Source organism: Thalassotalea sp. G2M2-11 (assembly GCF_017168195.1).
In the GTDB taxonomy this organism is placed as follows: Bacteria; Pseudomonadota; Gammaproteobacteria; order Enterobacterales; family Alteromonadaceae; genus Thalassotalea_E.
This window is the reverse complement of the sequence record NZ_JADNYL010000003.1, coordinates 197,031-222,455: the sequence shown is the minus strand read 5'-3', so window position 1 is coordinate 222,455 and position 25,425 is coordinate 197,031. Positions and strand designations below refer to the sequence as shown.

The following is a 25,425-nucleotide window of genomic DNA, read 5'->3' as shown; positions in this document are numbered from 1 at the left end:
CACACTGCCATCATAATTTATGATGGATAACGCGCATTTTGATAACTGACACATAACAGCTGAGCAAGATCAAAATAACGAGGCTTATGCATCGACAATTTAATGTCGCCGCCACTTTGATTGATTTTTGCTACCCCTTCTTTATACCATGCAGCTAGTGCTGGTGGTAAAAATTTATCAGCCTTAACACCTAACATCACTAACGCTTGAAGCGGTATAGTTAAAATAAAAATAGCATAGACCAACGACTGGGGAAGTTGCTGCAAACCACCAAGGTACAACTGCATGATAAACACGAATAACGCAATACCGGGTAAATAACGGCAACTGAGTCGGCTCACTTGAATCGCACGATACTCTTCAAAATAACGAGCTAATTCCGACTTCTCTGGCCACAACTTCATATACTTGCGACCTAACTTAACAATTTCTACAACATTCATAGGCGTCACAATATAACAGGGATTAATAAAAAGATAGCATAAAATGTCGCGTATCTCGACATTGAAATTGTCATGTTCAGCTAATATAAAAACATTGCACAAAATCAAAGTCATTTTATTTGTTCTGATTTATACTGCTAGTTAATCTTCATCTTTTTGTTATTTATATGAAAAACAATATTCTCGTTATTAATTGTGGCAGCTCATCGCTAAAGTTTTCGTTAATCACTCCCAGTAGCGGAGAAACCTTAGTCTCTGGGCTAGCTGAGCGCCTGTTAACTAATGAAGCTCAATTGACGATAAAGCACAATGAGCAAAAACAAACCGCCAACATCCCTAGCCCATTTGATCATCAAAAAGCCATAGAAGCTGTGGTTGTTTTTCTAAAAGAGCAATCGCTAACTGAACAGATATTTGCCGTAGGCCACCGTGTGGTACATGGCGGTGAAAAATATAGCCAACCGACGTTGATTGATGACGATGTAAAAAATAATATTGATGAGCTTGCAAAACTAGCCCCTCTGCATAACCCTGCTAATTTACAAGGGGTTTTAGCGGCAGAAGCGGTGTTCGGTCGCATCCCTCAAGTAGCCATTTTTGATACTGCATTTCATCAAACCATGCCAGCTAAAGCCTATCTTTATGCGCTACCCTACCAACTTTATCAAACGCATGGTATCAGAAAGTATGGTTTTCATGGCACCAGTCACTATTTTGTCGCCAAATCAGCTGCCGCATTAATCAATAAAACCCTAGCAGAGAGTAATTTTATTAGCGCACATCTGGGCAATGGCTGTAGTATCACCGCGGTTAAACAAGGTAAAAGTGTTGACACCAGCTTAGGCTTAACACCATTAGAAGGCTTAATGATGGGCACAAGGAGTGGTAGTGTTGATCCTGGTATTATTTTTCACTTAGTTGATCAACTCGGCTATTCACTTGAGCAGGTTAATACATTACTCAATAAAGAAAGTGGCTTATTGGGTGTTTCACAGTTAAGTAATGATTGTCGTGAACTTGAACAAGCAGCTGAACAGGGACACCAATTAGCTCAATTAGCCTTGGATATTTTCTGTTATCGCATTGCTAAAACCATCGCTTCGTTCAGTGTTTGTTTTACAAGCCTTGACGGCATAATTTTTACTGGCGGTATCGGTGAAAACTCCTCTCATATTCGTTCAAAAGTGCTGTCGCAATTGTCATTATTAAACTGTGCTGTAGATAACAAAGCCAACATCACATGTCGTTTTGGTCAAAGTGGCAATATTGCGCCTACAGATGCTCTGCCGTGTTGGGTGATCCCTACCAATGAAGAATGGGTAATTGCCGAACAAAGTTATCAACTATTAAATGGAGCGAAGTAAGATGTCTCGTAAAATTATGCTTATTCCCGTAGGTTTCGGTGTTGGTTTAACCAGTGTTGCCTTAGGGTTAGTACATGCCTGCCAACAGCAAGGTATAAAAGTAGGTCATTTCAAGCCCATCAGTCAGCCTTCACGCAATGTTCTATCCAACAAAAATAAAGCAAGCAACCAGCCAGAGAATGATAACTCCATTTCTTTTAGCTATGTTGAAGAGAAAATGGGCGATGGCCAGCACGACGTTGTGTTAGAACAACTAGTTGAAAATTGTGATAAATTTAGTAAACACCATGATGTCACTATCATTGAAGGCTTGATCCCAACAACCAGACAGCCCTATGCAGGTCGTATTAACCGTGATGTTGCTGGCGCCCTATCCGCTGAAATCGTACTGGTTGCGTCACCTGATACTGACACGATTGATGAGTTTGAAGATCGCATTGAAGTCAGCGCCCAAACGTTTGGTGGTATTAAAAACAAAAAACTGATTGGTTGTATCATCAATAAAATCAATGCGCCAGACAAAGAAGAGTTTGGCTTACTTCCGCGCGAAAATGAGTATGTCAATCAAACGAAAGAAGACACCTGGCATCAGCTAGCAATTTTCAATAACCATAACTTTGATTTACTCGGCACAATTCCTTGGGAAATAGATCTGATCGCTCCTCGCGTTGCCGATATTAGCCAATACCTTGAAGCCGATGTAATTAACAGTGGCGACATTGAGCACCGGCGCATTCGTAGCATCAGCTTTTGTGCTCGCAGTGCCGAAAACTTAATGAGTCATCTACAACCAGGGCGATTAATTGTCACCCCGGGTGACAGAACCGATATTATCATCGCCACTTGTTTATCTGCCCTTAATGGTACCAAACTTGCCGCCTTACTATTAACCAATGGCTATCAACCAAATGCACAAGTCATGTTGCTATGTGAGCAAGCGTTAAAATCAGGATTACCCGTACTCTCAGTACCTTGGGATACTTGGCAAACCTCTCGCCATTTGCTTAATTTTAACCCTGAGATCCCGATTGATGATATTCAGCGTCACGATAAAGTAAAACAATTTGTTGCTGACAACATTTCATCGACATGGTTAGAACATTTAACCGAAAATGTCAGCGAATTAGAAAAATTTTCACCGCCAGCCTTCAGGCACAAATTGACAGAGCTTGCGCGCCAAGCAAATAAATTAATTGTGCTTCCAGAAGGAACCGATGTCAGAACGATAAAAGCCGCTGCTATTTGTGTTGAGCGAAAAATAGCGCGTTGTCAGTTACTGGGAGATAAAGAAACTATTCTGACTATCGCTAAGCAACAAGGTATCAATCTACCTCCTGAGCTGATCATTACTGATCCGAACAATATTAAAGGCAATTATGTCGCACCATTGATCGAGTTGAGAAAACATAAAGGCATGACAGAAGTGGTTGCCAAACAAGAGTTAAATGATAACGTCGTGCTCGCCACCATGATGTTACAACTTGGTCAAGTTGATGGCTTAGTTTCTGGTGCGGTAAATACCACGGCAAATACCATCAGACCCGCATTACAGCTGATCAAAACGGCTCCGGACAGCAATTTGGTTTCTTCGGTATTTTTTATGCTGCTACCCGATCAAGTGTTAGTTTACGGAGATTGTGCCATTAATCCAGAGCCTAATGCAGAACAACTTGCCGATATTGCGATTCAATCTGCTGATTCAGCCAAAAGCTTTGGCATTGACCCGAAAGTGGCGATGATCAGTTACAGTACTGGTAGCTCAGGCAAAGGTGCAGACGTGGAAAAAGTTACGCAAGCCACGGCAATAGTAAAAGATAAACGTCCCGATATTGTTATCGATGGTCCTTTACAATACGATGCCGCTATTATGGAAAATGTTGCCAAGAAAAAAGCCCCTGATAGCCCAGTTGCAGGACAAGCCACCGTATTTGTCTTCCCTGATCTCAATACGGGTAACACCACTTATAAAGCAGTGCAACGCTCAGCCGATGTGGTGAGCATTGGTCCAATGTTACAAGGGATGAATAAACCAGTGAACGATTTATCTCGTGGCGCCTTGGTTGATGACATTGTCTACACCATTGCATTAACGGCAATTCAAGTAAAAAACACATAATTAGCGAGTAAATAACGAGATATTTACGGATATAAATATGAAAAAACACAGTTAACTGGTCGAACAGTGACATTTAGCACGTTTATATCAAAACCATTTACCTGTTTTGTTCATAAAATAGCTAGCTAAAAAACAAACTAGTCATTTTTTATATAAATAACATAAACTTAAGTAACTAAACAAAGGTTGCTCACAATGATATCCACAGCTTTTGTGGATATCATTTTTTATATTATTCCCCCATTATTTTGCTAAATTCTTGCTAGAAAGCTGATGACAACTCACTTTAGTGCAATTTTATATAGAACAAGCACTTTTTATTAGTTTTAGAACATCCTTAATAACAGAAATAATGCGTACATGCGGTTAAATGTTCTTCTATGAACTAGAATTAACCGAGGGTCAACGGTATAGTAGCCGCTAATCGAACATACATAATTTGGCAACAGTGTTTATGCTTACCCTAAAGTTACTCAAAGAAACATTTTCCATCCACAGCCTTGGCGCAAAAACCCCTGTACCTGAGCAAGTATTTGATGCGCCAATGTACTTTATCGCAAAAACATTTGATGAAGTTTCTATTGTGTTACCCAGTAATATAGATATCGAGAGTGAAGATGTAGAGTCTGATTGGCAAGCACTTGAAGTTGTTGGGCCGCTCGATTTTTCATTAACCGGTATTTTATCCAGCATATCTACGGTACTAGCCAATGAAAAAATCAGTATTTTTGCAATTTCCACCTTTGATACTGATTATATCTTGGTAAAATCAAACACAGTCTCAGCGGCGATCACCGCCTTACGTAACAATAACTATCAAGTGATATAAAATGACCATACTTTACGGAATAAAAAATTGTGACACAGTCAAAAAGGCACGTAAATGGCTTGACGAAAACAACATTAGTTATACCTTTCATGATCTGCGCACTGATGGTTTAGATGCAGAATTATTAACGAGCTTTGTCAGTAAAAGTGATTGGCAGTTAATGCTCAACAAACGCAGCACAACCTATAAAAACTTACCGGAAGAAATTAAAAATAACCTGAGTGAACAGCTCATATTTGATACTGTACTAGAGCAACCAACATTACTAAAACGCCCATTATTAGCAATCAATGATATGCTACATGTGGGATTTAAGCCTGCGCAATATCAAGAGTTATTTTAACCATGGAACAACCGCTATCACCCGTAATTGAACTAACCAAATCGTTGATCGCTCGCGCATCTGTTACACCAGAAGATGCAGGCTGCCAGCATCTTTTGGCTGAATTACTCGCACCCTTTGGTTTTACCAATGAAAGTATGGTGTTTGAAGACACGACCAATATGTGGGCAAGAAGAGGTACACAAAGCCCTGTATTTTGCTTTGCTGGTCATACTGACGTTGTTCCAGCTGGCAATTTAGAGTTATGGCACACTCCTCCTTTTGAGCCAACCATCAAAGATGGCATGCTCTATGGTCGTGGCGCAGCAGATATGAAAGGTAGCCTTGCCGCAATGGTGATAGCCACGGAACAATTTGTTAAAGATCACCCCGATCACCAAGGCTCAATCGCTTATTTGATTACCAGTGATGAAGAAGGGCCATTTATTAATGGCACAACTCGAGTGATTGATACCTTAGAAGCACGCAATGAAAAAATTGATTATTGCATTGTTGGTGAGCCGTCAAGCACACACCTTATTGGAGATGTTGTCAAAAATGGTCGTCGCGGCTCTATCTCAGGCGAATTAAACATTCATGGCAAACAAGGCCATGTTGCCTATCCGCAGCATGTTAAAAACCCAATACATCTAGCCATGCCAGCATTAGCAGAGCTCAGCCAGATGCATTGGGATCATGGTAATAGTTACTTCCCAGAAACGAGCTTTCAGTTATCTAACATTCAATCAGGAACAGGTGCCACTAACGTCGTCCCCGGCCATTTGACGGCATGGTTTAATTTACGCTATAGCACGGAACTTAGCGATGAAGTAATCGTTGATAAAGTGAATGCTGTACTTACCGAGCACCAATTAGACTATGAAATTGACTGGACCTTTAATGGCAAACCATTTATCACCGAGCCAGGCACATTAGTCAATGCCGTATCAACCGCCATCAAGTCAGTCACTGGGAGAGAAACAGAACTTTCCACATCAGGGGGCACATCTGATGGCCGCTTTATCGCGCCAACAGGAGCGCAAGTGGTTGAATTAGGACCATGTAACAGCACTATCCACCAAGTGAATGAGTCTGTTTCATGCCAAGATCTCGAACAACTAGTTGATATTTATTATCAAACCTTAGTTAACGTGTTGACATAGATGAAAGACAAGGCATTACTTTATGGCATGAGCGACCAAGCGATCACTTGGTTGTCAACTCATGTTGGCCTGCACAATCAAGTAGTAGCGCATTGGCAGGCATTATGTGAAAGTGCCAAGGATTCAGGCTTTGATCTAGCCATTGCTAGTGGTTATCGTTCGTTTGAAAGGCAACTGACTATTTGGAACCGTAAAGTGTCAGGAGAGCTAGCAATTAAAGATCTAAACAATCATAACGTAGATACCAGCTTATTAGATGAAGCAGCATTGATAGAGGCTATTTTAACTTTTTCAGCACTGCCAGGCACAAGTCGCCATCACTGGGGCACCGATCTTGATTTTTACTCCCCTTCACTTTTAACAACAGAGCAAACGTTACAACTTGAACCATGGGAATATCAGCAAGGTGGGCCGTTTTATCAACTAACGCTTTGGCTACAAGAAAACTGCCAACGCTTTGGCTTTTATTTTCCCTATGATCAATACCGTGGTGGCATTGCCGCTGAGCCTTGGCACCTGTCATATTTTCCACTAGCGGAAAAATATCAGCAGCAATATCAGCAAACAGAATTACGACAATATCTTTTGCAAAGTAAGCTAAGTGCCAAACAAACAGTGATACAACATCTCGATAACATTTTATCTCGATATGTCTTTAATATAGGAACAACTCCCCATGAATGAATGGCTAGCTTTGTTAATCATTTTCATCGCTTTAATGTTAATCATCGGCAACTTCAGTACTGTGCGCAGAAATGCTAAAACGCCATTAAGGAAAAAAGGCCTCAATGATTTAGAAGAAACCTTACCGCGCAGTAATAAAGACAATAAAAATACTGAAAATATGAAACACAGATCTGATAAATAACAAAGTAGCTAATAAACTAAACACTACAGACAAGTGAAATCAAAAATGCTAACTGTTATTGCTCATTTTCTGCTGTTTTAAATTCAGCAGTTTACTAGCCACCGCACTTTATTTTTTGCTCACCAAAATGATAAATATTATTCACCGCGACATAAACTGATGAAATCACTGCTGATGTAGGAAAGCTAATGATGGATAACATTTCATCTTGCCATGCATAATAGTTTGTATTTCCATCCATAATATTGACAACTTTGAGGTATTTCTTATCACTTGATAAGGCGCATTGATATTTCTGTGAGTGATCAACCTATGGCATAACGACACAGCCCGTTATGGTGATGAACAGCAGTATAAAAACTATTGTTTTCATATCAAATATTCTTTTTGATGAAACTTATGCCAACATGAGCTGACTAACATAGCCCAAGTCATTATTTAATGGTGTTGACAACTTAGGCTATGAATAAACATTATAAATAACTTGGTTTCTTACAGCGCGGTGTAGAGCCCGATTTAAGCAATTTATTTGATTGTTTCAAGTGTTGGGTCAAATCATTGATCCGAGTTTGGTTTGACGGATGGGTTGATAAAAATTCTGGGGGCGCACCGTTAGATTGTTTCGCCATGTTATGCCATAAGTCAATCGCCGCTTGCGGTTGAAAACCAGATTTTGCCATCAAATCTTGACCAACAATATCGGCTTCACTTTCATGCATACGGCTGTATGGCATTAAAAATCCATACTTAGCAATGGCTAACCCTGCCATCATCCATGTTTCTTTATTCTCAACGCCTTGCGCAGCCAAAATAGCACTACCTGCAGCAGCACCTATCTGAGTCAGTTGGTTTGACGATAAACGCTCATTTGAATGTTGTTCTATAACATGCGCCACTTCATGACCAATAATCGCCGCAAGTTGATCTTGATTTTCAGTCACCGAGAGTATGCCAGTATAAACGCCTATTTTTCCGCCTGGCAATGCAAAAGCATTCGCTTGCTTGGAATCAAACACTACCACTTCCCAGTCACCCGAATGCACAGATTTTGGTACATTTTGAGTGACAGCACTGGCAACACATTGCACAAATTGGTTCGTTTTAGCGTCTGTACTAATTTTCTCTTTTTGCTTTAATTCTTCAAAAGAAGTGACCCCCATTTGATTGAGTTCGTCACTTGAAAAAAGAGTGATTTGGTTTCGTCCCGTTGACGATTTAGTGCAACCTGTCGCCGCGACTAGTGCGGCAATAATGGCAGAAGTTAATATTGCTTTTGTTTTCACAAGCTATCCTTGATTAATTAAACAAGCGAGAAGGTAAAATAATGGCGTAAATGACGCTAGTTATCAATATTATACTTTGCTTTATCAATATTGAAATAAAACTCAGTCCCTTGTCCTAATTCACTCACAACTTTGATATCAATCGTTAACAGTTCAAGTAACTTTTTCGTGATAGCTAACCCTAAGCCGGTATGTTTTTCTTTGCCTAGCGTGGCATTACTGGCGCGATAACGAGCATCGAAGATATAAGCTAACTCGTCTTTATTGATCCCTGTGCCATTATCAATAACTGATAACTGACATTGCTCGGCAGCGTTTTCTTTCATCTTCAAAGTAATTTTACCGCCTTCATGGGTATGTCTTAAGGCGTTTTCAATTAAGTTACTTAACACCCGTTCTAATTTTGCTATATCGCTGTGCACCATCATATTAACACTGGGTGGCTCTACCGTAAGCTGAATATTTTTTGCTTTTGCCTGTAGGCTAAACTTGGCACTAACATCGTATAATAATTCGGTAAGATTAAAGTTTTCTAAGTTAATGGATACTTGCCCCCCTTCTAAATGAGCCAATTCAAATATCTGATCGATCAGTCTTTTTAGTTGATGTGAATTTCTTAACGCGGTGTCGATATACTTTTGCTGCTCAGTGGATAATTGCGCTTTATTTAACGAAATAGTTTCAATATAACCTTGCAGTGATGCTAAAGGTGTACGTAAATCATGAGAAATATCAGCTAAAAGCTCTTTACGTTGTTGGTCATTGTTACGTAATAAAGCTAGCTGTGAACCGATTTGCTCTGCCATTTGTTTAAAAGCACAGCCCAATTGATGTACTTCATTGTCACTATTTTGTTTCCATGAAGCTAAGTTCGTTTTAGTTAAGTCAAAGCCTACTTTTTTTAAGGCTTTTATATCTTTATTTAATTGCCTAAGCGGTTTTGTAAAATAAGCAAACAGCCCTAACATCACAATAGACAAAAAACACAAGGCGCCAATGAGCATCACCATCGACAGTTGCCCTATTCGGTTTGATTCCTGACGGACATAAGCTGACTCATAACGCTCACCAACCACTATAATATAAAGATAACCTTGTAACTGCCCATCACTAAATACTGGCGCTGCCGAGAATATTTTTTGTCGCGTAAAATGCTGCGGATCATCGCCATAAATAGGTAAAGGAGCTTGATTTTGCGTAAGTAAATTGATTGGTTTGACATTAATCCGATGCCGTTTAATCAACGAAGGACTAATGGAATGAGTTACAATATTGCCCTGAGGATCAAGAAAATAAAATTCAAACGCGGGGCCTAATACCATTAGGTTATGAAACAACTCTTTTAAGGCTTGATGATCGGAAACGCCTTGCTGCAATATTGGGTTATCTCTGGCAATATTAGCCGCTAACGATAAATGTAAATTTTGCTCAGATTCATATCGAGCTTGCTTTTCTAACTGCTCCATCCAAAAGAAAAAGATGATACTAATAGTGATAAATACCAGTACTAATAATAAAGATAACCGATGATACAGTGAAAACTTCACGCTAAAACGCCTTGCTTAGAAAGTTTATAGCCAACCCCCCACACGGTTTGTACTATTTCTGGATTTGTCACATCTTTTTCCACTTTATTACGTAAACGGTTAATATGTGAATTTACCGTATGTTCATAACCACTGTGATGATAACCCCACACTGAACTTAGTAACTGCTCTCTTGAAAAAACCTGCTCAGGGTGGGAAGCAAGATATAGCAGTAGATCGAACTCGGTTGATGTTAAATCAAGTGGTTTGCCAGATAACGTTGTTTGATGAGTTACTTGATCAATCTGTAACTCCCCTAACACCAAATATTTATCAGGCGTTTTTGCCTGTTTAACTTTCATCGTTTGCTGACTGATGGTATGAATTCGACGAAGTTGTGAACGCACCCGCGCCTGTAACTCTCGTACACTAAAAGGCTTAGTCATATAATCATCTGCACCTAACTCTAAGCCAAGCACACGGTCGAGTTCACTATCTCGAGAGGTCAGCATGATAATCACCTGTTCGGGTTTACGTTCACGTATTTGGCGACAGACATCAAGTCCTGAAAGGCTGGGTAACATAATATCTAAAATAATGAGCTGATAATCATTATCTTCAATGTGTTCAATTGCTTGTTCCCCATCATGACAAAGGTCTACTGTTAACGACAGCTCTTGTAAATGCACCGCAATTAACTCGGCTATATCTTGGTCATCTTCAACGATTAATACCCTTTCCATCTTGTTCCCTTATTAATTAGCTTGTAAATAATGAGGAACAGAAAGAAGGCTAACTAGGGCGTGTTGATCTTTGCTGTTTAATTTTTGTTCGAGATAAAAGCGTTTTAAACGCGGCGTGAGAAATGACGCTTAGTCATCTAAGCAAATCTCCTCACAACAAAGAGTAAAACGCTTTTAACCGAAACTATCAGGCAGCGTTTGTTGTCATTTCTACTATGTTGCCCCACATGGATGTGGGGTAAGGTGATTTTGCAAGAGCACAAAATCTTTAGTGCTTTATCATGTGGAACAACCACACATCAAAAGCACTGCCTTATATAAATTTCCAACAAACTGCTGCAAAAACAAACTTGAAAAATCAACACGCCCTAATCGTTTTAGTTCGCCGTTACGTATTATTAAAAGTCACTATTCAATACGACTGACAGAGACCTGAATAGTCGGATTATCAAAACGGTGTGCTTGAGTTAACACTGATGTTGATAAGCCATCATCAAGGGTCACTACACCTGGATGCATAGTCACAAGGTCGATATCATCCCTTGTAGCATTAAATCCTTCACCAGTACCGCCTGAAGCAGGTCCTGGAATAGTGTCTTGCAGCTCAGTATTTTTTTCTGTTCCTGCATCATAAGAACCCGCCATTAACGAAATACTTTCACCTACCGCTAGTGATGAGATATCCAGGGCATTAATACCTGTAAAAGCGTCATTGGTATTGACCAACATTGTCACCACCGACAAATAACTTGCCTGATGATCATCTAAGGTGATCTCAACGCTTTGGCTTATACTTGGCATTAAAATGTCCTCACTCGACACACCTGATAACACATTATTAGCGGCAAGTAGCATCGTATTATCACCACTTTCAGCTAAGTTCTCCAATTCAAGGCTAGCAGTATTACCGATTTGCCAAAAATCTCCTTCGTCATGTAACACTACCGCGAGAGGTGAAAAAGGCTGGCCATAGGTTAGATTTTGCACTATCACCTGATACTTATAGGTTACGGGTGTTGGCTTCATCTCCCCCTTGATTGGTGCTGAATTACTCGAATCATTACAGCCACTGAGTAAAATCACAGGTACTGTTAACAAGCAAAGAGTATATTTAAAAAGCTTCATATTGCCTCCTAGTTAACCACTACGGTAATACGTGCTACCGGATTTAACCAACGATGCACAGTGTTATCTAAATCACTTTTACCCGCCGTTAAATCATCGTCACCTAAACTTCCACGATGTATATGCACATAAGGTGTGGTTTCGTCCATGGTCACGCCACTGGCACCTGAGCCTCCATTTCCTCCTGGAGCAATAGGTATCCCAGGCGTACCAACGGCGCCGCCACCATTGATAATTTCATCATTCGCTTCTGTGCCTGCATCATAAGCATTCACATTGAAGGTGTAACTACCGGGTTCTGTCGGGATCATCCAGCTATTAACCCCAATAAAGCCATCATTGGTAGGAAGCATCATCGCCACAACCGAAAGATAACTATTGCTATCTGCCGTATTTAACATAGTGGTGGTCGACATGGTAGGAGCAAGCAAGCCTGCTGCTGGGTTTTCGACAACATCGGCATTTGAAGAGCTTAACATTTGAGATAAACCAGAAATATCACCACCTTCTGCCATCATTTGTAATTGCGCAGAGGCTTGTTCGCCCACTTTAAAAACATGCATAGAGTCGTCATGAGCACCAATTAAAATAGGGGTAAAATGGATGCCATGAGTCAAGTTAGTAACGGTTATTTCGAGCTGTTGAGCACTAGTAAAAGCGGATGTTGTAGCACACGCTAGACCAACAATAAATGCTTGTAATTTCATCATATTTTCCTTCATTGTATTTATGATTGCCAATACAGTATGCAAAGGAAATATTGCGAATTTTTCACGTAGATATCACAAAAGTATCACACGTTTAAATAATATATTTGATGAAATTAAAACCAGGAACTACCGTTCTTAATCTAGTTAACTTAGTATGATTAGCTCGTTATTTGATCAGTGTTTCTAACCCTTTAGAAACCCCGTAAACGTCTTGAGGATTAAAGCCTAAGGTCACGTGGAAGTCTTTCTCTGGTAATAATAATTTTTGACGAAGAAATTGTCCGTCATCAGAGCTTGCTACCACATAATAGGTGGTTTTATTACCTTGGCTGACCCGACCAAGGCCATGGAGCTTAACTCTGATCGGCTGATTTAATACCGATGTTTTATCGGTTAATGCCTGATATTCATAAGGGTTAATAAGGGTTATATGAAACTCTCCGTGATCTCGGGCACTTTGTTGTTGGCGAAACGTTTGATAGTCATCAGCTAAAATCAACTGCATTTGCTTTAAGTATTGCCCTACTTCTGCATCAGGTACCCGTCCAGCTAAATAACTAAGCCCCTGACTGTCGGTCAGTTTTTCAACTTTCAATACCAGATTTTTATAGTCAAATTCCTGATATTTTTCATCCGCTAATGACTGTAATGCCCGAGCATGACCAGCACGAATTTCAACTGCCTTTTCAGCGTGCTGGTTGGGTTTCTGCTTGACTGTTTTTGGCTCTAGGCTTTTCTCTGAACCATTAGGCAAATCAACTTCATTATTCATCGCATATACGACGCTAATAAATGAAGTTAACAGCATGATAAACATTAGTTTGAGCAGATTATTATTCATAAGGATTTTATCGTTAAATAGCTAAAGCTTTATATAGGTTCCATGTTATGGTGCTCATCATAACATTAAATGAGGATAAATTAACAAAGATGAAGGTGTGGTTAACCCCAGAAATTTTTAACTCGGTTGCTCTTACTGCCATAAGTTATCGTTGGAAGCTGTTAGCATGGAGTCTTGGGGGATTCATTCTCTTTTATCTTTTACAAACCCAAGTCGGCACTCAAACCCCCGCTATCCTTATTTGGTTAACGATATTTATTCTATTTAGCGCGCTCCAAGCGCTAGTTTTCAGTGCTTTTATCTTCTTTTTTCAAGAGCTCGCATCGAACAAAGTTCAAGACAAAATCTGGATCAGGTTTTATCGAATCATCGAATGGTGTGAAACAATTTTATTTGGCTTTATTTTGCCTTTGCCCACCTTGTTATTTATTTACGCACTCATCGTTATTTAAATATGACGCTGTCGCTGTGCGTAAATTCCTAAGATAAAAAAACTGCTCGCCACTACGGGTACAATATAAAAATCAGGGATTTTTGCTAATTGTGCCGATAATACACTAGTCAGCCATACCGTCGCTAAGCCATATCCAATAGCGCAGACCAACACAAAGATAAAAGTACGAACAACAAAATGCTGCTTCCGTACTAAATGTTTAATCGCGCTGTTAATGTCATTACCAAATATGACTAAAATTGTCGCGATAAGCGCCATCGCACACTGATACTGATATGGACGAAACCACTGGCCCAATTCAATCATTACACTCGTCATTAATTGATCCCATGCTCTGCTAACATGGCTAACATTTCTTGTTCAGTTAATACCTTAATACCAAGAGTTTGCGCTTTAGTCAGCTTAGAGCCTGCTTTTTCACCCGCAACTAAATAATCAGTTTTAGCAGAAACACTACCGGAAACTTTTGCCCCTAACGACTGTAAATGCGCTTTAGCTTCATTACGCCCCATTTGACTTAATGTCCCAGTAAGCACAAAGGTTTGCTCAACTAATGGCTGTTCATCAGGCGCTTTCATTTCAATGTCAGGCCACGTCATAATAGCCTCTAGCTCAGTAACGACTTCACTATTATGCGGTTGTGCAAAAAAAGTGACGATATTATTGGCCACGACACTGCCTACATCGGGGACTTTTTGTAAACTTTCACTATCGGCGGCTTTTAACGCCTCAAAAGTCAAATAATGATGAGCCAAATTGGCTGCCGTGGTTTCGCCTACTTCCCTGATCCCTAATGCATAGATAAATTTCGGTAAGGTCGTTTGTCTAGACTTTTCAATTGATTGAATTAAATTGTTTGCAGACTTCGCCCCCATTCGCTCCATGGTACTGACATCTAACTCTGTGAGCTTAAATAAATCAACCGGCGTTTTAATTAACCCCTCTTCAACCAATTGTTCCACTAACTTATCCCCTAAGCCATCAATATCGAGGGCTTTGCGAGAAGAAAAATGTTTGATCGCTTCTTTGCGTTGAGCCGCGCAATATAGCCCACCGGTACAACGCAATACCGCTTCACCAGGTAATCGCTTGACACTTGAATCACATATAGGACACGTGCTAGGAAAAACGATCTCAGTGGCATCATCAGGGCGCTTATCGACTACCACACTGACAATTTGCGGGATCACATCACCGGCACGACGAATAATCACGGTATCATTAATTTTGATCGCTAAACGGTTAATTTCATCTTGGTTATGTAGCGTTGCATTACTGACGGTAACACCACCAACAAACACAGGGCGTAATCGTGCAACGGGCGTAATAGCGCCAGTGCGCCCTACTTGAAACTCGACCCCTTCAAGCACAGTTAATTCTTCTTGCGCTGGAAACTTATAAGCAGTAGCCCAACGTGGCGCGCGGGCAACAAAACCTAATTGTTGTTGTAATGCAATATCATCCACTTTAAATACCGTGCCATCAATTTCATAACTTAATTGATCACGGCGTTGTAAAACATCCTGATAAAACGCTTCAACATCATTTGCACTCGTTAACAGCTTCACCTCAGGGCACATAGGCAAGCCTAATTGTTTTAATTGACATAAACGTTGATAATGAGAATCAGCAAGCCATTGTGAAGCATTTTCTGCACTACCTTCGAGCTCAACATAGCCTAAACCGTAAGCATAAAAAGCTAAATTACGTTTTGCAGTAATTTTGGAATCAAGTTGACGTAAACTACCAGCAGCAGCATTTCGTGGATTCGCAAAGGTTTTTTCACCTTTTTTGATCGCAATAGCATTTAAACTTTCAAAGCTGTGCTTGGGCATAAATACTTCACCACGCACTTCTAAAACATCTGGAAAATCATTACCTTGAAGTTTAAGAGGGATAGATTTTATCGTACGAACATTTTCAGTAATATTCTCGCCTGTAGTACCATCACCTCGGGTTGCTGCTTGCACAAAAACCCCTTGTTCATAGCGCAAACTAACCGCTAAACCATCTAACTTAGGCTCAGCACAAAAGTGCAATGGTGCGCTAGATTTAAGCCTGTCTTGAATACGTTTAACAAAGCTTAACCACTCTTGTGCTGAAAAAACGTTATCCAGTGATAACATAGGCACTTGATGAGTCACTTGACTAAATGCGGTTAACGCTTTGCCGCCAACACGTTGACTAGGAGAGTCAGGTGTAATTAATTCAGGATGCTCGGCTTCTATCGCCATTAACTCTCGCATTAAACGATCATATTCGGCATCTGGCACGGTCGGTTCATCTAACACATAATACTGATGGTTATATAAATTAATTTGTTGATGTAAGGCTTCAACACGTTGCTTTTGTTCGGTGTTCACAGGTAAGTCAGTCATATTATTTTCATTAGTATAAGTCGCTAAATGACAACTCAAATAGCGACTTAAGTATTTACAATTTAAGCAGAGGCAATGCAGTTTCGACGTTCAAATTCGCGAATTTTGCTCATGTAGTGTTGTTCTGTTTGTTTGGTCATCACGCTACGCTTGTCATCTAACAATTGCGCATGAAACTCTGTTGATAATTGCTTAGCCGCATTCATCATATGCTCAAATACTTCAAATGGGTCCCCTGCATTTGGCAAGGTCATAAACAAGCTGATCCCTTGCGTGACAAAGGTTTCAATTTCGTCTAAATCAAAGGTACCAGGATTCATCATATTAGCTAAACTAAAGGTCACTTTACCATTGCCCGCATTGTCTTGGTGACGATGGAAAATATTCATATCACCATAGCGTAACCCGAGCGTTAACAAGGTAGGTAATAATGCTGCCCCAGAAATTTGCTGACCTTCTGGCATCACAACAGACACCACGAGCACTTCAGGATCAATGTCTGGCTTTTTCACCTCCAATTCTTCATTGGCCGATATTGAAGGTAGTTCGTCTTGTGCTACTTCGTCACCAAAGTTAATTTCCATTTGATTACGTTTTAATTTCTGTGCCGAGGTTGGTCGCTTAGCCTTTTTACGCACAGGTTTAGGCTTTTCCACCGGTTGTTTATAGACACTCTGCTCTTCTAGCTCGGTTTGAACTTTTACTTCTGGTTCACTGTCCAGATTAATTTCAGGTTGCGGCGCAGTATCGCTTGATTGAGCTTGCGGCGGCGTATTATTGAGCGGTGGTTGTTCATTAATATCGGATAAATCCCCTAATGAGGGTTCTAGTGCTGGATTTTCTGCACTAGGTTTTTCAACATCTATCGGAAGAGGCTCTTCATCATAGCTTGGTGCTGGCGCTGGCTCTGAAGGAATTTCATCATCACTTAAATTAGTGCCAACAACGCGTACTTTACCAATACCATCTTGATCAAAACCTGAACTATCATAACCACGAGGTTCGGGGACAATTTTCTCGTTTTTCGCTTTTAATTTATAGGGATTTTTATTCTTTCGAATAGTCCAAAAGCCATGTATAAATATGGCTACTATTACGATAGCACTGATAATAATTAATGCGTTTCTAAAATTATCTTCCATTACCTAGCCTATTGTTATGATACTTCTGCCATGGCGATTGCTTCGTCAATATCAACGGTAACCATTCTTGAAACACCAGCTTCAAACATAGTGACCCCTGTTAAATGCGTAGCCATTTCCATCGCTATTTTATTATGACTAATATAAATAAATTGTACGGTTTGCGACATTTCTTTAACCAAGTTGCAAAATCGACCCACGTTGGCGTCATCTAATGGCGCGTCTACTTCGTCTAACATGCAAAATGGCGCTGGATTTAAGCGAAAAATAGCAAACACCAATGATAATGCGGTTAATGCCTTTTCTCCACCCGATAATAAATGAATCGTACTATTTTTTTTGCCCGGCGGTCTCGCCATTATGGTGATACCGGTTTCTAGCAAGTCATCACCTGTGAGGCTTAAATACGCACTGCCGCCACCAAATACTTTAGGAAACAACGACTGCAAATCTTGATTCACTTTATCAAATGTTAACTTAAACTTCTGCCGACTTTCTTTATCTATTTTTTCTATCGCTGATTCTAACGTTGAAATCGCAAGATTTAAATCTTGATCTTGTTGATCAAGATAGTTTTTTCGATTTAATTGTGTTTCAAACTCATCAATTGCTGCTAAATTAATCGCGCCAAGTGATTGAATGTCTTTACCAAGTTTAATAATTTGTGCTTGCCATTGACTTTCTCTAGCGTGCGCTGGCATTTGTTGCACAATCATCTGACGAGATTGTCCTAATTCTTGCAACTGCTCTACTGCTGACTCAGCTTTTAACCGGCTACTTTCAGCATCTAAAGAAATTTGATTCAATTGCTGAGTCAGCTGATTAGTTGATTCGACTGCAGAGCGTTGCGTTTGTTCAATGTCATTGACTTGTTGTTGCGCTTGTTTTGCTCCTTGCTGTTTATCCACCAATTGCAATTCAAGCGTGCTCATTTGTTCAAGCCATATTGCTAATTGCTGTTCATCATCAGCTATTGGCGCAATATTGTCTTGGAGCATTTCGCCATGTTTAGCTTGCTGCTCTGTGAGTTGAGCAATACTTTCCTGTAAACGTACAATAGTTTGAGACGCTTGCTGGTATTGATGCTTTGTTTTTTCTAACGCTAACTCAACCTGATGTTTTTCTTGCACTAATGTATGGTGCTGGCTTTGGCTACGCTTAACATCTTGTTGCAATTGCTCAATCAGAGGCTCGATATCACTTAGCGTTTGTTTATCGTTTTCACTTTCAACTGCATTTTTCTCAGTAGAAGAATTTGCTAGAGATGATAGTTCCTGAACCACTTGCGCTAGTGATTGTTCAAGCGCTTGCAATTGATCATGTAATTGTTGTTGCTCTTTGGTGATTGAGCTTAACTGTTGTTCAACTAACTGCTTTGATTGTTGCGCCAATTGCTGCTCTTGCACTCTTTGCGACAATAACTGCTGTTTTTGCTTAAGTTGTGCCGTGCGTTCTTGTTGCTGAGTGGTCAATAAAGTAATTTGCTGTTGATAAACACTAATTTTCTCTTCATTTTCAGCGTTTTTCTGTCGTAACTCTTGTTGACTAGTAATTAATTCACTTAATTCACGTTGTTGCACTAAATGATCATTTTTCTGCTCTGCAATCCCATAACGAACAAAACGTTGGCTTAACCAAAATCCCTGCGGACATATCACCGATTGTTCCGCGGTTAAGCTAGGTAAGATGGCTAACGCCTCGGCTAAATTATTGGCGGTTTGAATTCGATTCAACTCAATATTCAATATTGGCGTTGCATGCACTTTCTCAGCTAAACTACCCGAGAGGATCTGCTCACTTGCGATGGCCTTATCTGGTGTCTGCTCAGCTAAGAGCATTAATGATTCAGGCAATTCATTGTTTGCTAGTAAAGCAAAAGGTAGCTCCGTCATACTGACCGCTTTAAGCTGACTGGCCAACACCATTTCAGCAGCCAACTCCCAACCGGTAGCCACTGAGACACTTTCTTGTACCGTCGGATGATTTCGATAACCATTTTCTGCAAGCCATTGTTGTTGCTGCGCTTGCCAATCACTTTTTGCCGTTAACTTCCCTTGTAGATATTCCACTTGTTTAGCTAATGCTTGTTCACTGCCACGAGTTTCACTTTGCTGGATAATAGCCTGCTTTAATTGTTGTTCAAGTTCGGCAATTTGTGCTGCGTTTTCATCAAGATCCTGTGATAACTGTGCTATTTGTTCGACTAAAAACTCATCTTGAAGTTCTGGATGTCCATCACTTTGTTCACTGTGGCGTTGTGATTGTTGTTGCAAGCTTGTCTGCTGCTCTTTAAGTTGAGCTAAACGCGCATGGATATGTTTTTGCTGAGCTTGTAACTGAGTTTGTTTATCCAACCAATTTTGTCGTATTTGACGTTGTTGCTCTTTATGCCGTTGTGCCTGATACCAAGCTTGTTGCTGCAAATTAAGTTGTTCATTCGCTTGTTCGAGTTGCAACTGCACTTCTTGAATTTGTTGCTTAAGGCGAACAAACTCGGCTGATTGGTGTTCTTGCTTGACTGACAATGTTTGTATGTACTGTTGCTCACTCAACAATGCTTGCTGAGCTTGGTTCAACTGCTCGGTATATTGATATTTATCTTGTTGTAACTTCGCCTGATGTTGTTTTGCATGCTGAAGTTGTTGTTCTAAACGCGCAACTTTATTAGTTAAATCAATTTTTTGTTGTTGCAGTTGTTGAATACCATCATTAAGCAAAACCCCCTGTTGCTTGGCGTTTATCAGCTCAAGTTCATTCGTTGCTTGCTCACTTTGCTGTTGTTCGATTTTCCTTTGCAACGCCAGAATATCTTGCTGATGTTTTTTATGTTGTTGGTCAAACTTTTGCCAGCGCAATACCGCAAGTTCGGCTTTAAACTGGCGCTCTTGTTTTTTTAACGTTCTAAAGCGTTTAGCGGCTTCAGCTTGCTGGTGCAATTTATCAATTTGCTGGCTTAACTCAAAACGAATATCCGTTAATCTAGCAAGATTTTCTCTGGTGTGACGGATCTTATTCTCGGTATCTCGTCGACGCTCTTTATACTTAGAAATACCCGCAGCTTCTTCAATAAATACCCTTAATTCTTGTGGTTTAGACTCTATTAACCGCGAAATGGTGCCTTGTTCAATAATGGCATAGCTACGTGGCCCAAGCCCAGTTCCCAAAAATATGTCAGTGATATCTTTGCGCCGACACTTAGTGCCATTAAGATAATAAGTATTTTGGCTGTCACGATTAACCACGCGGCGAATAGAAACCTGGTTGCGATCAGCCATAGAACCTGTAATGTGTTCAGTCGCATTATCAAACAATAATTCAACACTGGCTTGCCCAACAGATTTTCGCGTCGATGCACCATTAAAAATAACATCAGTCATGGCATCACCACGTAAGTTTTTCGCTGAACTTTCACCCAGCACCCAACGTACAGCATCAATGATATTGGATTTTCCGCAACCGTTAGGACCAACAATTGCAGTCATTTGGTGTTCAAAAGGCACTTTGGTAGGATCAACAAACGATTTAAATCCAGCTAATTTAATGTGCTTTAATCGCATGAAGTGATGTGCCTAACAATCGTATAATCTAAACCCAGTCGATAAACTCTATCAGAAATTTTTAGACTTTGTAACAATAGAGGGCTTCTCTTGCGCGATATCAGTCACTATACTGAAACAAAATCACTAACTAATTAATAAATAGACAAAATGCTATCAAAAATGCAACAACCCTATGCCCACAGTGGCGCTGGATATTTAATCAAAGGCTTTGAGTTAATCCGACTCAAAGGGATAAGACGCTTTGTCTTTATTCCTTTATTCGTTAATTTACTGCTTTTTTCCGTCGCTTTTTATTTTATGTTTTTACAACTCGATGTCTATTTAGTGCAATTACAACAATGGTTACCAGAGGCACTTTCTTGGTTAACTAGCGTAATATGGCCAGTGGCTGTTTTATTCTTATTAGTGATGTTTTCATTTATTTTTAGCTCATTTGCTAACTGGATTGCCGCGCCATTTAACGGCTTATTAGCCGAAAAAATTGAAGCTTTATTGACAAATTCATCACCACCTTCTGGTTCGCCATTATCTATCATTAAAGACATCCCACGCACCATTAGCCGCGAATGGTGTAAATTTCGCTATTATTTACCCCGTGCAATTGGCTTTTTTATTTTATACTGGCTGGTGCCAGTGATTGGTCAGGTATTTTGGTTTTTATTTCTTGCCTGGATGATGGCAGTGCAATATAAAGATTATGCGTTTGATAATCACAAAATCAATTTTGATGACATGAAAATCGCCTTAAAACATCATAAAGGCTTAAGCTATAGTTTTGGTATTACCACTGCGGTATTTTCCATGGTACCTATTATCAACCTAGTCATTATGCCAGTTGCTATTTGTGGTGCGACTGCGTTATGGGTTGATCATTATCGGGATGAATTTCTATGATGATCAACAACTAAAGTTTGGCATTAAGTGAAAATGAATTCATACTGACGCTAATATTTAATGCATGAGGCAAGTAATGAAAAACTCTCAATCAACAATCAAAAAACTGACCATTACTCTTTTGGCAGCACTAAGTACTGTATTTTCGTTGGTATCAAACGCTGAAAATTTTGATATTCCAGCCCTTGATGATGCTAAACTTTTTGCCCAATACACTGATGAACTACCGGCAGTGATCAACTATTTCACTCAACAAAATGAGCAAGCCATCATTGAGTTTTACCAACAGCACTTTGGTGAAGCGATCAGCAATGAAATGAAACGTGGGCGTTTAACCTTGCACTTTAACACTAAAAATGGCGATTTACGTGTCGTAATTTCTCAACAAGGCAAACGTTATCAAGTCGACGCATTATTAAAATAACCATAACATGCTCATATTTAACTGAAGTAACCACCTTCTGGAGGCATAGCAAATAATGGCATAGCCGCTGCCATGTCCTCTTTTGGAAAATTTGCCAAAGATTGTTGGTGGTGATCTTTAGATTGCCATTGCTCTATCACTGCAAACTGGTCTGTTTTTTCTTCGTTTCTTAACACTTGGCAAGAAAGACAGCCCTCACTAGCGGTAATGTATGGCACTAATGAATGTAAAAACTCATCCAGTGCCTCAGCTTTTCCTTGCGCAGCATGAAAATGATTGATACGAGTAATGGTCATCGCGTTAACATCCTTTAAGTTTTTTAACATATTACAACTCTCTAATGTAAATTATTTCACTTTAAAATCAAGTAATAATGTTCAAAAAAGCCCTCGTGTTCAATCGGTAAATTCACCTTGACAAGTAATGCTAGCAAACTGCTGACTCGCCCTGATTACATGCTTGATACTAAAATAATGGCAATAAAAAAGCTCGGCCTGTGTCCAACAAGCCGAGCTTCTCTCACCGCATAACGATTAAATTACAGGGTATTTTCAAATAACTTATAAATACGACGATATTCATTTAACCATGAGCTTGGCTGCACAAAGCCATGAGGTTCTACCGGATAAATTGCCGTTTCAAAGTCTTGCTTTTCTAACTCAATCAAGCGCTGTACTAAACGCACGGTATCTTGAAAGAAAACATTATCATCCACCATAGGCGCATTGATTAATAACGGTTTTTCAAGTCCTTCGGCAAAATAAATAGGAGAGCTTCGCTCATAGGCGATCGCATCATCACCCGGCGTATTTAAAATGTTTGAGGTGTAACCATGATTGTAATAAGCCCAATCTGACACTAAGCGTAACGCAGAACCAGACTCAAATAGATCAGGCTCTGTAAATAAAGCCATCAAGGTTAAGAAGCCACCATAAGAACCACCGTAAGTACCGATACGACGGCGATCAACATTCGCATTGTCAATTAACCATTCGACCCCATCACGCATGTCCTGTACTTCTGGCTTACCCATATGGCGATAAATGGCCGTACGCCAATCTCGGCCGTAACCTTTTGACGCGCGATAATCCATGTCGATCACTACATAACCTTGTTGCACTAACATGCTGTGGAACATAAATTCTCGAAAGTAGCCCGACCAACCTAAATGCGCATTTTGTAAATATCCCGCGCCATGACTAAACATCACCGCACGATTTTTTTCTTGCGTCTGGTCATAATTTTCTGGCAAATATACACGTGAATATACAGGCGCATCTTGATAAGACGAAGGCACTGCGACCACAGTTGGTGCAATCCAAGGCATAGATAAAAATTGCTCAGATACAGTATAAGTTAATCTTTTAGCGGGTTTATCCGCTGCAAGTGATTGCACATAAAGCTCAGGCGGCATAGTCACTTCAGAGTGTTCTATTAACAATTTAGTACCATCTGGGCTTAACGCATAATCATTCATGCCACCTAAATCGGTCAACGCAGTCATTTCTCCCGTACGAGCATTGATTTGATAAATCTCATAAATACCCGGATGCTTTTTATTTGCCCGAACAATAAACTGTGAGTTATCTTTGGTTAAGGTGATGTCACTGACTTCAAACGCTCCTTTGGTCAGCTTTTTAGCTTTTGATTTTAGCGCTTTGGTATATAAGTGAGAATAGCCAGACTCTTCTGATAAATAATATAAACGGTCATTGAGCCAGCCAAACTCATTGAATGACCAGTTGATCCAAGCGTCGTCATGAAGTCGATGTTGATTTTCTAACTTGTTTTCTAACAAGTTAACCGTTGCTAACCAGCGGTCTTTATTATCCCACGCCTCTAACATCACCGCGACCTGTTTACCATCAGGGTGCCATTTAATCGGATCCCACATACTCATCACATGAATATTACGTGGCGTACGTTTGCTTTGGTAAGTTTTACCGTCACGGGCGTAATTTTCTTTTTTCACGCTAGCTAATACATCTTGATCAAACCCTGGCAGGGTGTCGTAGCTTAACGCAAACTTTTGCCCCGAAGTTAAATCCAGTAGATAAAGCTCTTGGCTATATTGACGATTATTCGCTACACGCGCCCTGACTTTTTCTGCTTTGATATGGGCATTGTCAGTGATGTAATTTGGCATGATATCACTATCAGCACGGCTCGATTTTTTATCAGCAATGCTAACTAACATTTTATCACCATTAGGTGACAAGCTAGCATGAACAACTTGTTTGTCTTTCCCTAGATAAAATTCCGTCTGTGTTAGGGTTGCATTCGCTGCTTTTAATTGCTCTTTACGTTCCTTTTTTAATCGTTCATTCTTTTGCTGCAACGCAATATAACCAATAAGCTTATTTTGCTCTTTAGCAATATAACTGCTTTCTTTGTTCGATTTTGGCGCATTTTGCAATTTCAAACTGGCAAGTTCAGTGATTTTATTTTCGCGCACGTCATGTTCAAAAAACTTATTTGCGACACGATATGCCACATTCCCATTGTTTAAAAACATCGCCGCACTCTCAACGGCTGAGGTATAAGTCAGTTGTTTAACCTCTCCACTGGCTAAGGTTTTAACAAAGACATTTCCTTCATATACGTAAACTTGTTTCGTACCCGCTTGGTTTTCAACCGCATTACGATTGGCAACCTTGTGTAAGTCAGCAAGCGCTACCTGTTTTGCTTCACCACCTGAAATAGATTGGCTAAACAAATCTCGAAGCGGAGTACCTAACTGCTTTTGCTTGTAAAAAATAGCTTGGCTATCATCAGACCAATACCAACTCTCTGGTGAGCGCCCCATCCAATCAGGATCAGCCATGATCTGCTCTAAGGTAATTTTTACATCACCATTTGCAAGGGTAGTCACTTCTGGCGTTAGTTTATTAACCACCTTAGCGCTTTTTTCTTTAATTGTAGCAAGCTGTGGTTTTGACTTAACCTTCTCTACCACTTGCTCAGAAGCGGTATTGGTTGTCGCTAAAACATTTTCAGCGCTTTGCTCACCTGTTGTTGTCACACAACCTAATAACGTGAGACTAATAGCACTAGCGATAATATTTATTTTCATCATATGCGGTATTTCATCTTATAAGGTATTGTTTTGCGATATGTTATACTGAGCCGCATCACATTGACAATTCGATTCTTATCTTAGTAACAAAATTTATTCTGCGAAAAACTGCTAAAATTGCTATAATCGCGCGCTTAGCAACGATAAGCGCTGACTAATCAGCC

The 25,425-nt window shown here is 40.0% G+C and carries 24 protein-coding genes; 10 read left to right on the top strand and 14 right to left on the bottom strand.

Features of this window, described 5'->3' with window-relative positions:
- Positions 1-17: 17 nt before the first annotated feature.
- Positions 18-443 (bottom strand): terminus macrodomain insulation protein YfbV, encoded by a 426-nt coding sequence (gene yfbV, locus IV514_RS11990; RefSeq protein ID WP_206485508.1) that lies wholly within the window; start codon positions 441-443, stop codon positions 18-20.
- Positions 444-610: 167 nt separating this feature from the next.
- Here yfbV and IV514_RS11985 point away from each other — a divergent pair, with 167 nt between their 5' ends.
- The 7 genes from IV514_RS11985 to IV514_RS11955 all read left to right on the top strand — a co-directional run bounded on the left by IV514_RS11985 (position 611) and on the right by IV514_RS11955 (position 7,105).
- Positions 611-1,807, top strand: coding sequence for an acetate kinase (locus IV514_RS11985; protein ID WP_206485507.1), 1,197 nt, complete (start codon positions 611-613; stop codon positions 1,805-1,807).
- Position 1,808: 1 nt separating this feature from the next.
- Entirely contained in the window at positions 1,809-3,923 is a 2,115-nt protein-coding gene (gene pta / locus IV514_RS11980) for a phosphate acetyltransferase (RefSeq protein WP_206485506.1), read from the top strand.
- 448 nt (positions 3,924-4,371) lie between these two features.
- Positions 4,372-4,752: an ACT domain-containing protein gene (locus IV514_RS11975; RefSeq protein ID WP_346776930.1), complete on the top strand. Its 381-nt coding sequence runs from the start codon at positions 4,372-4,374 to the stop codon at positions 4,750-4,752.
- 1 nt (position 4,753) lies between these two features.
- Positions 4,754-5,095 (top strand): ArsC family reductase, encoded by a 342-nt coding sequence (locus IV514_RS11970; protein WP_206485504.1) that lies wholly within the window; start codon positions 4,754-4,756, stop codon positions 5,093-5,095.
- Positions 5,096-5,097: 2 nt separating this feature from the next.
- Positions 5,098-6,237 (top strand): succinyl-diaminopimelate desuccinylase, encoded by a 1,140-nt coding sequence (gene dapE, locus IV514_RS11965; protein WP_206485503.1) that lies wholly within the window; start codon positions 5,098-5,100, stop codon positions 6,235-6,237.
- A complete protein-coding gene (locus tag IV514_RS11960) occupies positions 6,238-6,921 on the top strand; it encodes a M15 family metallopeptidase (protein WP_206485502.1) in 684 nt (227 codons plus the stop codon).
- Complete coding sequence (locus tag IV514_RS11955) at positions 6,914-7,105, top strand: hypothetical protein (RefSeq protein ID WP_206485501.1); 192 nt, start codon at positions 6,914-6,916, stop codon at positions 7,103-7,105. Before IV514_RS11960 ends, IV514_RS11955 begins: the two co-directional genes overlap by 8 nt.
- A 94-nt stretch (positions 7,106-7,199) precedes the next feature.
- Here IV514_RS11955 and IV514_RS11950 read toward each other — a convergent pair whose 3' ends face one another.
- The 7 genes from IV514_RS11950 to IV514_RS11920 all read right to left on the bottom strand — a co-directional run bounded on the left by IV514_RS11950 (position 7,200) and on the right by IV514_RS11920 (position 13,333).
- The gene (locus IV514_RS11950) at positions 7,200-7,346 is read right to left on the bottom strand and encodes a hypothetical protein (RefSeq protein ID WP_206485500.1); all 147 of its coding nucleotides are present in this window, start codon (positions 7,344-7,346) and stop codon (positions 7,200-7,202) included.
- 232 nt (positions 7,347-7,578) lie between these two features.
- Positions 7,579-8,388 carry a M48 family metallopeptidase gene (locus IV514_RS11945; RefSeq protein WP_346776923.1) on the bottom strand — a complete coding sequence of 270 codons (810 nt, stop codon included), beginning with the start codon at positions 8,386-8,388 and terminating at the stop codon, positions 7,579-7,581.
- A gap of 56 nt (positions 8,389-8,444) precedes the next feature.
- The gene (locus IV514_RS11940) at positions 8,445-9,935 is read right to left on the bottom strand and encodes a HAMP domain-containing sensor histidine kinase (RefSeq protein ID WP_206485499.1); all 1,491 of its coding nucleotides are present in this window, start codon (positions 9,933-9,935) and stop codon (positions 8,445-8,447) included.
- Positions 9,932-10,657 carry a response regulator transcription factor gene (locus IV514_RS11935; RefSeq protein ID WP_206485498.1) on the bottom strand — a complete coding sequence of 242 codons (726 nt, stop codon included), beginning with the start codon at positions 10,655-10,657 and terminating at the stop codon, positions 9,932-9,934. Before IV514_RS11935 ends, IV514_RS11940 begins: the two co-directional genes overlap by 4 nt.
- A 408-nt stretch (positions 10,658-11,065) precedes the next feature.
- Complete coding sequence (locus IV514_RS11930) at positions 11,066-11,782, bottom strand: spondin domain-containing protein (protein WP_206485497.1); 717 nt, start codon at positions 11,780-11,782, stop codon at positions 11,066-11,068.
- A gap of 8 nt (positions 11,783-11,790) precedes the next feature.
- Entirely contained in the window at positions 11,791-12,489 is a 699-nt protein-coding gene (locus tag IV514_RS11925) for a spondin domain-containing protein (protein WP_241242371.1), read from the bottom strand.
- 169 nt (positions 12,490-12,658) lie between these two features.
- Positions 12,659-13,333 carry a hypothetical protein gene (locus IV514_RS11920; RefSeq protein WP_206485495.1) on the bottom strand — a complete coding sequence of 225 codons (675 nt, stop codon included), beginning with the start codon at positions 13,331-13,333 and terminating at the stop codon, positions 12,659-12,661.
- Between the two features lie 89 nt (positions 13,334-13,422).
- Between IV514_RS11920 and IV514_RS11915 the strand changes: the two genes are divergently transcribed.
- Positions 13,423-13,785, top strand: coding sequence for a hypothetical protein (locus IV514_RS11915; protein ID WP_206485494.1), 363 nt, complete (start codon positions 13,423-13,425; stop codon positions 13,783-13,785).
- On the opposite strand, the gene IV514_RS11910 is transcribed toward IV514_RS11915, so the two are convergent.
- The 4 genes from IV514_RS11910 to smc all read right to left on the bottom strand — a co-directional run bounded on the left by IV514_RS11910 (position 13,782) and on the right by smc (position 20,864).
- Positions 13,782-14,105, bottom strand: coding sequence for a DUF3392 domain-containing protein (locus tag IV514_RS11910; protein WP_206485493.1), 324 nt, complete (start codon positions 14,103-14,105; stop codon positions 13,782-13,784). The two genes, IV514_RS11915 and IV514_RS11910, sit on opposite strands and share 4 nt — an antisense overlap.
- Positions 14,105-16,165 (bottom strand): NAD-dependent DNA ligase LigA, encoded by a 2,061-nt coding sequence (ligA, locus tag IV514_RS11905; RefSeq protein WP_206485492.1) that lies wholly within the window; start codon positions 16,163-16,165, stop codon positions 14,105-14,107. The genes IV514_RS11910 and ligA overlap by 1 nt, the downstream gene beginning before the upstream one ends.
- Positions 16,166-16,227: 62 nt before the next feature.
- A complete protein-coding gene (zipA, locus tag IV514_RS11900) occupies positions 16,228-17,307 on the bottom strand; it encodes a cell division protein ZipA (protein ID WP_206485491.1) in 1,080 nt (359 codons plus the stop codon).
- Positions 17,308-17,321: 14 nt separating this feature from the next.
- Entirely contained in the window at positions 17,322-20,864 is a 3,543-nt protein-coding gene (gene smc / locus IV514_RS11895) for a chromosome segregation protein SMC (RefSeq protein WP_206485490.1), read from the bottom strand.
- 150 nt (positions 20,865-21,014) lie between these two features.
- Between smc and cysZ the strand changes: the two genes are divergently transcribed.
- Positions 21,015-21,761, top strand: coding sequence for a sulfate transporter CysZ (cysZ, locus tag IV514_RS11890; RefSeq protein ID WP_206485489.1), 747 nt, complete (start codon positions 21,015-21,017; stop codon positions 21,759-21,761).
- A gap of 76 nt (positions 21,762-21,837) precedes the next feature.
- A complete protein-coding gene (locus tag IV514_RS11885) occupies positions 21,838-22,185 on the top strand; it encodes a hypothetical protein (RefSeq protein ID WP_206485488.1) in 348 nt (115 codons plus the stop codon).
- A gap of 17 nt (positions 22,186-22,202) precedes the next feature.
- On the opposite strand, the gene IV514_RS11880 is transcribed toward IV514_RS11885, so the two are convergent.
- Both IV514_RS11880 and IV514_RS11875 read right to left on the bottom strand, forming a co-directional pair.
- A complete protein-coding gene (locus IV514_RS11880) occupies positions 22,203-22,511 on the bottom strand; it encodes an antibiotic biosynthesis monooxygenase family protein (RefSeq protein WP_241242347.1) in 309 nt (102 codons plus the stop codon).
- Positions 22,512-22,723: 212 nt separating this feature from the next.
- The gene (locus IV514_RS11875) at positions 22,724-25,009 is read right to left on the bottom strand and encodes a prolyl oligopeptidase family serine peptidase (protein WP_241242370.1); all 2,286 of its coding nucleotides are present in this window, start codon (positions 25,007-25,009) and stop codon (positions 22,724-22,726) included.
- Positions 25,010-25,425: the final 416 nt, after the last annotated feature.

Coding starts and splice junctions, on each gene's coding strand:
- IV514_RS11875 (WP_241242370.1), bottom strand. CDS start 25,009: ATGGCTGATCCTGATTGGATGGGGCGCTCACCAGAGAGTTGGTATTGG.
- IV514_RS11955 (WP_206485501.1), top strand. CDS start 6,914: ATGAATGAATGGCTAGCTTTGTTAATCATTTTCATCGCTTTAATGTTA.
- IV514_RS11950 (WP_206485500.1), bottom strand. CDS start 7,346: ATGGATGGAAATACAAACTATTATGCATGGCAAGATGAAATGTTATCC.
- pta (WP_206485506.1), top strand. CDS start 1,809: ATGTCTCGTAAAATTATGCTTATTCCCGTAGGTTTCGGTGTTGGTTTA.
- yfbV (WP_206485508.1), bottom strand. CDS start 443: ATGAATGTTGTAGAAATTGTTAAGTTAGGTCGCAAGTATATGAAGTTG.
- IV514_RS11885 (WP_206485488.1), top strand. CDS start 21,838: ATGAAAAACTCTCAATCAACAATCAAAAAACTGACCATTACTCTTTTG.
- cysZ (WP_206485489.1), top strand. CDS start 21,015: ATGCTATCAAAAATGCAACAACCCTATGCCCACAGTGGCGCTGGATAT.
- IV514_RS11880 (WP_241242347.1), bottom strand. CDS start 22,511: ATGTTAAAAAACTTAAAGGATGTTAACGCGATGACCATTACTCGTATC.
- dapE (WP_206485503.1), top strand. CDS start 5,098: ATGGAACAACCGCTATCACCCGTAATTGAACTAACCAAATCGTTGATC.
- IV514_RS11935 (WP_206485498.1), bottom strand. CDS start 10,657: ATGGAAAGGGTATTAATCGTTGAAGATGACCAAGATATAGCCGAGTTA.
- ligA (WP_206485492.1), bottom strand. CDS start 16,165: ATGACTGACTTACCTGTGAACACCGAACAAAAGCAACGTGTTGAAGCC.
- IV514_RS11970 (WP_206485504.1), top strand. CDS start 4,754: ATGACCATACTTTACGGAATAAAAAATTGTGACACAGTCAAAAAGGCA.
- IV514_RS11910 (WP_206485493.1), bottom strand. CDS start 14,105: ATGACGAGTGTAATGATTGAATTGGGCCAGTGGTTTCGTCCATATCAG.
- IV514_RS11930 (WP_206485497.1), bottom strand. CDS start 11,782: ATGAAGCTTTTTAAATATACTCTTTGCTTGTTAACAGTACCTGTGATT.
- IV514_RS11960 (WP_206485502.1), top strand. CDS start 6,238: ATGAAAGACAAGGCATTACTTTATGGCATGAGCGACCAAGCGATCACT.
- IV514_RS11915 (WP_206485494.1), top strand. CDS start 13,423: ATGAAGGTGTGGTTAACCCCAGAAATTTTTAACTCGGTTGCTCTTACT.
- smc (WP_206485490.1), bottom strand. CDS start 20,864: ATGCGATTAAAGCACATTAAATTAGCTGGATTTAAATCGTTTGTTGAT.
- IV514_RS11925 (WP_241242371.1), bottom strand. CDS start 12,489: ATGAAATTACAAGCATTTATTGTTGGTCTAGCGTGTGCTACAACATCC.
- zipA (WP_206485491.1), bottom strand. CDS start 17,307: ATGGAAGATAATTTTAGAAACGCATTAATTATTATCAGTGCTATCGTA.
- IV514_RS11985 (WP_206485507.1), top strand. CDS start 611: ATGAAAAACAATATTCTCGTTATTAATTGTGGCAGCTCATCGCTAAAG.
- IV514_RS11920 (WP_206485495.1), bottom strand. CDS start 13,333: ATGAATAATAATCTGCTCAAACTAATGTTTATCATGCTGTTAACTTCA.